Source organism: Alienimonas sp. DA493 (assembly GCF_043951915.1).
In the GTDB taxonomy this organism is placed as follows: domain Bacteria; phylum Planctomycetota; class Planctomycetia; order Planctomycetales; family Planctomycetaceae; genus Alienimonas.
In genome coordinates this window covers 1-7,873 of the sequence record NZ_JBINJD010000201.1, presented here as the reverse complement: position 1 = coordinate 7,873, position 7,873 = coordinate 1, and the positions used below count along the sequence as shown (strand labels likewise).

4 protein-coding genes are annotated in these 7,873 nt (G+C 75.3%); 1 reads left to right on the top strand and 3 read right to left on the bottom strand.

The window, feature by feature from the left end; translation table 11 throughout:
* Positions 1 to 22: 22 nt before the first annotated feature.
* Positions 23 to 3,562 carry an AAA family ATPase gene (locus ACG2DA_RS20410; RefSeq protein ID WP_395258223.1) on the bottom strand — a complete coding sequence of 1,180 codons (3,540 nt, stop codon included), beginning with the start codon at positions 3,560 to 3,562 and terminating at the stop codon, positions 23 to 25.
* A 111-nt stretch (positions 3,563 to 3,673) separates the two neighbouring features.
* Positions 3,674 to 4,996: an exonuclease SbcCD subunit D gene (locus ACG2DA_RS20405; RefSeq protein ID WP_395258222.1), complete on the bottom strand. Its 1,323-nt coding sequence runs from the start codon at positions 4,994 to 4,996 to the stop codon at positions 3,674 to 3,676.
* A gap of 231 nt (positions 4,997 to 5,227) precedes the next feature.
* Here ACG2DA_RS20405 and ACG2DA_RS20400 point away from each other — a divergent pair, with 231 nt between their 5' ends.
* Positions 5,228 to 6,190 (top strand): calcium/sodium antiporter, encoded by a 963-nt coding sequence (locus tag ACG2DA_RS20400; RefSeq protein ID WP_395258220.1) that lies wholly within the window; start codon positions 5,228 to 5,230, stop codon positions 6,188 to 6,190.
* A gap of 169 nt (positions 6,191 to 6,359) precedes the next feature.
* On the opposite strand, the gene ACG2DA_RS20395 is transcribed toward ACG2DA_RS20400, so the two are convergent.
* Positions 6,360 to 7,760 (bottom strand): glycosyltransferase 87 family protein, encoded by a 1,401-nt coding sequence (locus ACG2DA_RS20395; protein WP_395258218.1) that lies wholly within the window; start codon positions 7,758 to 7,760, stop codon positions 6,360 to 6,362.
* Positions 7,761 to 7,873: the final 113 nt, after the last annotated feature.

The following is a 7,873-nucleotide window of genomic DNA, read 5'->3' as shown; positions in this document are numbered from 1 at the left end:
GGCGACGGCGAACCGGGGGCGGTTACAGCAAGGCGCGTTGCCGGGAGTCGTCCGCGGCGGGCTTGGGTTTGGCCTTCGTCGGTTCTCCGGACCGCCGCTCGACCGGCGAGCGGCGGGGCTTCGGCTCCGGGGCCGCGAGGGCGGGGGCGGGCGCCGGTTCGGACCGCTCGCCGGGCAGGTGATCGGTCGGCAGGCGGTGCACCGTGGCGCGGCCGGTTCCGTCGTGGTTCAGGCCGGCGGCCAGCTCCGCGACGCGGGCGTGGTGGGTGAACAGAATCACCTGCACGGCGCCCCCCGCCCCGCTCGCCGGGTCGGCCAGTTCCGCCAGGGCGGCGAGGGCGGCGGCGGTGCGGGCGTCGTCGAACCGTTCCAAGGCGTCGTCGACGATCAACGGCGGCGTCGGCCGGCCGGAGGCCGTCTCCGCCAAGCCGGCCAGGCGTAGCGAGAGGTACAGGGCGTCCCGGGTGCCGTCGCTCATCGCGGGGGGCAGCAGCGTTTCGCCGGGGGTCTCCACCCCGTCCACGACCGTCGCCGGCCGCACGCCGACCAGCGTGGGCTCGTCGCCGTGCTCCAGCGTGACGTCCAACCCGGCGAAGGAGCCGCCGGTCAGCCGGGCGAACAGCGCCCCGGCCTTCGCCAGCACCGGGCCCTGATGGCGGGCGCGGTGCCGCTCCGCGGCGGCGGCCAGCAGGGCGTCGGCGAGGGCCAGGCGGGCGTAGCGGTCGGCGTCGGCGTCCAGCTTGGCCAGCAGGCCCTGGGCCTTCTGCTCCGCCTCGGCCGCGGCGCCGCGGGTGTCGAGGGCGTCCAGTTCCGCCTCGGCGTCCCGCACGGCCCGGATCGCCTGTTCACGGCGGTCTTCCAGGTCGTTCGCGTCGGAGTCGAGCATCTCCGCCCGGGCGTCCAACTCGTCCGGGTCGCCGGCCCGGGCGGCGGCGAGGAACGCGTCGGCCTCCTCCCCGGCCCGCTGCACGTCCAAATCCCGCTGCAACGCCCGGATCTCCCCCGGCAGGTCCCGCAGTTCCCGGGCCCGCTCCGTCGCGGCGGCCAGCCGTTCCGAAAGAACCGCGATCTGCTCCGCCGGGTCCGCATCCGCCGGCAGGTCCGGGGCGAGGGCCCCGGCGAGGGCGGCGGCGTCCGCGGCGAACTTCGTCTGGGCGGCGTCGATCTCCGAGACTCGGCGAGACGCTTCGGCGGCGTCCTTGCGGTGCCCCTGCACCGTGCCCCAGCCGTTCAGGAAGGCCCGCACCGCCGCCGGGTTCGGGCCGTTCGAGTCGCCCTCCCCGCGGTCGCCGGTCCGCTCCCCGCCGATCGACAGGCCCAGCGGGGCGGTGGCGGTCGCCCAGTCGGCGGCCCAGGCGGCGAGGCCGGCCTTGGCGTCGGCCTCCGCGGCGGCGGCGTCCCGGCAGACGGTCTCCATCCGCTTCAGGTCCCCCTCCAACACGCTCTGCTGGCCGACGCGCACGTCCCACCGCTTGCGGGCCCGGGCGGCCCGGTCCTGCAATTCGTCCAGCGGCAGCCCGGCGAGCGTTTCCCGCAACGGGCCGGCGTCGGCGGCCCCGTCCAGCCCCGCCTCCACCCCGGCCAGGCGGGCGGCCAGCTCGGCGGCGGCGGCGGTCGCCTCGGCCTCGTCGTCGGCCCGGCGGTCGCGGAGGTCGGCCAGCGTCGCATGGTCGGCCGCGATCGCCGCCGCCGTCGCCAGCCAGGCCCGCATCTCCGCGGGCGGCTTCGGATCGATCGACAGCTCCGGCCACTCCGCGGCCCACGCCGCGTCCAGTCGGTCCAACTCCGCTGCGGCGGCGGCCCGCCGTTCCTCGGCGGCGGCGACGCGGGCCTCGTGCCGGGCGACGGCGGCCCGCAGGGCGGCGGCCTCCTCCACCCGCTGGGCCTCCGCCCGCAGTGAATCGGCCACCTCGTCCGCGGTCGCCGTCGTCTCCTCCTGCCGGGCGATCAGCTCCCCGGGGGAACCGGCCGCGGGGCCTTCGCTCGCGGGGGGCTCCGCGGTCAGGCGGGAGCGGACCGCGGCCCAGGCTTCCTCCCGGGCCCGGCGGGCGGCGGCGAGTTCCTCCTCCGACGGCACCGCCCCGGCGGCGGCGAGCGCCCGCAGCCCGGCCCGGGCCTCGTCGGCGTCTTCCTCGCACCGCTCCACGGCCCCGCGGGCCTCGGCGAGCCGGGCGACGGCGGTCTGCCGATCGGCGGCGAACCGGTCCAGCGTGGCCTCCGCCGGGACGGGGAACGCGGCCAAGTCCTCCGCGGTTCCGTCGAAGCCCCGCAGGCGGGCGAGGCCGGCGTCGATCTTCGCCGACAGCCGCTCGATCTGGCGGTCCAGCTTGGCGGCGGTCGCCGGGTCCGGCAGCGCCGCGGCCCGGCGGAGGGCGGCGGCGAGGGCGTCCGCGGCGGCCTCGGGAACGGCGAAGCGGTCGGCCAGCTTCGCGGTGAGTTCCTCCACCCGCTCCGCGGCGGCCCGACGCTTGGACGTCGCCTCTGACAGGTCCCGGGCGAGGTCGGCGTGGGCGTCCGCGGCGGCGGCGAGGTGCGCCCGCTGCGGGTCCGACAGATCCGGCGGGCTCCAGTCCTCCCGCTGCCCGGGCGACAGGCCGGCCGGGGCAAGGTCCCGCAGGGCCCGCTCCGCGGAGGCGGTCGCGGCGGCGGCCCGGCGTTCCAGCCCCTCCCGGTCCTCCGCGGCGGCCGCGGCGGCGCCGGCCCGCTTGCGGAGGGCTTCCAGCCGGTCGGCGGCGGCCCGCAGGGGGGCGTCGGCGGAAACTTGTTCCTCCAACTCCGCCTGACGTTCCACGGCCGCGGCGAGCCGGTCCGCCGTGCCCCGGGCGGCCCGCAGCCGGCGGGCCCGGGCGGCCTCAGCCCGCTTCGCTTCGGCCTGCTTCTTCAACTCGTCCCGGTCGCGGCGGAGGTCCTCGATCGCCGCGGTGCGGGCGGCCCACTCCGTCGGGGAGAGGCCTTCGGCGTTCGTTTCCTGGCGGATCTCCTTGAGCGTCCGCAGGTCGGCGTTGATGGTCGGGTTGCGGCCGCGGGCGAGGAACAGCTCGTCCATCTCCTTTTTCAGCCCCTCCCGCACGTGCCGCAGGCCGGAGAGGCCGCCGGCGGAGGCGAACAGCAACTGCCCGACCTCCCCGCCGCCGCCGAGCAGTTCCTCGCTGCCCTCGGACAACTCCTTCAATCGCAGGCCGTGGAGCTTGTTGAAGGCCTCCTCGGTCGTGCCGTTCAGATACGGGGCGAGGCGGTCGTCCGGCAGGGGCGTTTCGGCGTCGCCGTCGCCCAGCAGGGTGTTTTTGTTGCCCTTGCGGCGGCGGAAGGACAGGCGGTCGTCCTCCTCCCCGGCGCCGGGGGCGGCGACCGTCATGCCGATCCGCAGGGCCCGGTACTCGTGCCGATGGTTGTCCGGCGACTGCCCGGGGATGCCGAACAGCGCGTCGCGGACGGCCCGCAGGGCGGTGCTCTTGCCCGCCTCGTTCGGCCCGTACACGACGTGCAGGCCGGGGGCGCTGAAGTCCAGCGACAGCCCCGCGAACGGGCCGAAAGCGATCAGGTCGAGCCGTTCGATCCGCACGGGGGTTCCGGGGAGGGGGGAGGAGGAATGAGGGAGGGGTGAGAACGGAGCGGCGCCCCCGGTTCGCCGTCGCCGCTAGGCGGCGCGCGTCCGGGCGGCATTGAGCGCCGATCAGCCGGCGGTGAGGCGGTCGCGGGCCAGCTTGCCGGCGTCGGCGAGCAGGCTTTTCAGGCGCTCCGGGTCGGTCAGGTCCGGCCCCTCGCGGCCGGAGAGGTTCGATCGCAGCGAACTCCGCAGGTCTTTCAGGGCCGTCTCCGCCAGCGCCGCGAGGGCCTCGGGGTCGTCGCGGGCCTCGGCGAGCACCTCCGCCAGCACGCCCAGCGGGCCGTCGTCGCCGTCGCGGGCGCCGGCCTCGGGGGCCCGGGTGGAGATCTTCACCTTCTCCACCCAGACGCCGCCGAAGCGGTTGGCGACGTTTTTCACGTCGTACTCCAGCCCGTGCGGGTCGGCCCGCAGGGTCGCGTCGGCCGGGGTGGTCCCGACGAACTCCACCCGCACGGCGAGCAACCGATCGCGGTCCTCCCGGGCGTTGCCGACGGCCGCTTCCAGCCCCTCGGCGGCGGCCCGGAGGAAGTCGTCCGGGGAGTCCTCCCCGCCGGCGACCAGTTCGGCGACGTTCACCTCGACCTTGTCCCACCGCACCACGTCCAGCGGGCGGAACTCGCTGCTCACCCGGCCGTCGTCCTGCACCGTGACCAGCCGGCAGCCCCGCGGCCCCAACTCCCGGGCGTGCCGGCCCTGCGTGTTGCCGGGGAACACGATCGGGGCGGCGTGCGGATCGGCCGGATCGTGAAGGTCCCAGGGGGTATGAATATGGCCGAGGGCCCAGTAATCGTAGCCCTTCGCGGCCAGTTCGCTCGGCTTGCAGGGGGCGTAGGGCTCGTGCTGTTCGCTGCCGGTCGCGCTGGTGTGGAGCAGGCCGACGTTGAACCGCCCGGCGTCCGGAGCCGGGTAGTTCGCGGAGAGGTCCGCCTTCACCGCCCGGGTGGCGAAGCCCTGCCCGTGGACGGTCACGCCGTGGTCCGGCAGATCGATGCGGTGGCTCTGCGGGGAGTCCGTGGCGAGGGTGACGGCGTTGTCCGGCAGGGCGAGCTGCCGGGTGATCACGCTATCGGCGTCGTGGTTTCCGGCCAGCAGAACCACCGGAATGCCCGCCTCCCGCAGCCGGTTCAGTTTGTCCGCGAAGAACAGCCCGGTCGAAAAATCCCGCCAGGCGCCGTCGTAGACGTCCCCGGCAATCAGCACGAAGTCGACCGGCTCCCGCTGCTCGGACAGCCCCGGGGTGCGGTCCTCGCCGAGGGCCAGCGCCACCAGGTTCTCCACGGCCCGGCGGGTGGCGGTGCGAATCTGCCCGACCGGCGCCCCCTCGTACGCCGCCAGCCCCCCCAGCGGGCTGTCGATGTGCAAATCGGCGGCGTGCAGAAAGCGAAACATGCGGCGGGCGTGCGAGAACGCGAACGCGGGGACGCCCGTTCAGCAGGGCGGCGGCCGAGTGTAGCCCGGATCGCCCGGGACGAAAGACGGCTTCCCGCCAATCGGGCCCCGACCGGGCCGGCGGGTTCGGGTCGGGCACGCTGTTGCGCTCGCCATACCACGGTCCGGCCCTACACTCCCCGTTCGTTCCCCGCCCGCCCGCTCCCCCGCCTTCCTGCCCCTGCGCTCCCCATGATCCTCGCGTGGTTCGGTATCGCGGCGGGGGTGGCGATGTTGTACTTCGGGGCGGAATGGCTCGTTCGCGGCGGGGCCGGCTTGGCCCGCCGGGCCGGGTTGAGCCCGCTGGCCGTCGGGCTGACGGTCGTCTCGCTGGCGACCAGCGCCCCGGAGTTGGGCGTGAGCCTGCAGGCGGCGCTGGACGACAAGGACGCCGTGGCGATCGGCAACGTGCTGGGCTCCAACGTGGCGAACATCGGCCTGATCCTGGGCCTGGCGGCGGTGTTGAAGCCGATCGCCGTGGCGACCCGGGTGGTGAAGATCGATCTGCCGCTGTTGGTGCTCGTCTCCGGCGGGCTGACCTGGGCGCTGTGGGACGGCGGGGCGAGCCGTCTGGAGGGGGCCCTGCTGGCCGCGGGGCTGATCGCCTACGTGACGACGACCGTCGTGCTGGCCCGGCGGGAGAGCGCCCGGGCGAACGCGGAGGCCGACGCCGAACTGCCTCCGCCGGCCGGCAGCGCCTGGATCGAGGGCGCCCTGATCGTCGTCGGCCTGACCTTTCTGGCGGGCGGCTCCTGGGCGCTGGTGGAGGGGGCGGTGGTCATCGCCCGCCACGCCGGGCTGTCCGACGCGGTGATCGGGCTGACGGTGGTCGCCTTCGGCACCAGCCTGCCGGAGCTGGCCGCCAGCGCCGTCGCCGCCGCCCACGGCGAGGGGGACATGGCGGTGGGGAACGTGGTCGGCTCCAACATGTTTAACTCCCTGGGCATCATCGGGACGACCGCCTTCGTGGTCCCGCTGAACGTGCCGGCGGTCGGGGCGGAGGGCGACGGGTTGCACGTCGACCTGCTGGTGATGCTCGCCGCCGCCGTCCTGCTCCTGCCGTTGCTCCGCACCGGCTACCGGGTGAACCGCTGGGAGGGCCTGCTGTTGCTCGCCGCCTACGGCGGCTACGTCTCGTGGCTGTTCGTGCGGTGAGGCGAGCGTTCCCCCCTCGCCCCCTTTTTGGGGGAGAGGGGTCGGGGGAGAGGGGGCTGTGACGTCCGTGGGCCGTGAACGGCCCGCCTCGCTCTCCCGCCGGCACCTTCACCGCACAGAGCGGAAGCGGGCGAACCGTTCGCTCACCCTCACCCCCGGCCCCTCTCCCTCAAGGGAGAGGGGAGCCCCGCCGCGCCCGCCGGTCCTTCCACAGCAATCGCCCGCAGGCCAGCAGCACGATCAGCGTGCAGGCGGTGTAGCCGCCGGCGCTGCGGATCACCTCGCTCAGCTCGTCGCCGATCAGGTCCTTCGCCGGCAGCGTGCCGAGGGCGAACAGCCCGACCGCGGCGAGGTCGTTCAGTAGGTCCCGCGGTCGCAGGACCAGCCGGGCGGCGATCACGGCGATCCCCGGCAGCAGGAAGACGAAGTGCTGCGTGCTGCTCATCGGGGAAAGCAGCAACATCCCGCCCAGCGTCAGGGCCAGTTCCGACAGGCATCGCAGGCCCGCGGTGAGGCCGCCGGGCGGGGCGGCGGCGTCTTGGAAGGGGGCGGCGGGCCGGTCCTGCTCCCGCGGCCGCCACGCGCACCAGGCCAGCCAGAGCAGCACGAGCCCCGCGGCGGCGAGCGTGATCTGCTGTGCCGTCTCCGCCGGCAGGCGCCGCACGGTGACGACGGCCCCGCCGCGCTCCAGCCGGTCCGTGGAGGGGTCGGAGGTCAGCCGGGCGATCGTGCCGGCGAGGCTCTGGTTCAGCGGGTTCCAGCGTTCCCAGGCGTTCTCCACGTCCGGCGCCGTCCCGGGGGCCACCGGCAGGACGAACCGTTCCGCCCAGGTCTTCACCCATGGGCCGCGGTCCGGATTGGAGGAGAGGGCGTCCGCGGCGAAGGTGGCGGCGGGGATCGTCAGGGCCATCGCCAGCAGGGAGGAGCGGCGGCGCCGCAGCAGGAAGAAGGCCGCCGCCAGCAGCGGCGTAGCCTTGAACGCCGCCGCCAGCCCCGCGGCCGTGCCCGCCAAGCCGTTCCGCCGCCGCGTCCAACAGACCGCCGCCGCCGTCATCAGCGCCAGCAAGATGAGGTCGTGCGACTGGTAGGCCAGCGGGGAGAGGACGAACCGCCCCGCCAGCACGGTCGTCAGCCCGCCCCAGCCCCACAGCCGCCGACGGGTCGTGCGGTCGTCCGACTCCTTCCCGTCGGCCCCCGCGTTCCCGTCGCCCAATAAAGCCGGCCGGACGGCCGCCCAGACGGCGAGCAGCACGCCCCCCAGCAGCGCCAGGTTCAGCCCCCACCACGCCGCCCGCCGGCAGTCGTCATTGAGGGGAACCAGCGGGAGCGTGACCAGCGCGAACGCCGGCGGGTAGCTGAACGCCGGGTCGTCCGCCGGGTCGTAGATCGACTGTTCCGCCCACAGCCGTTCGGCGGCCCGCATGTAAATGGGCAGTTCGCCCGGCTTGTCACGGACCGCGGCGATCACCCCGCCCAGCAGCAGGCAGGCGAGCAGGCCCAGCGCGATCTTGGAGACGGGGGCGGGGAGGGATCGCACGACGCCGGTGTAAAACGGGGGCGGGGCGGCCACAAGCGGGAGCCTGGAGCCGCGGCCGCGGGGGGGCGTCTCCGAGCGGGTGCGATCGCTGAGAGAGGTTCGCCGCGCTCTTCTCCCCTCTCCCTCAGGGAGAGGGGCCGGGGGTG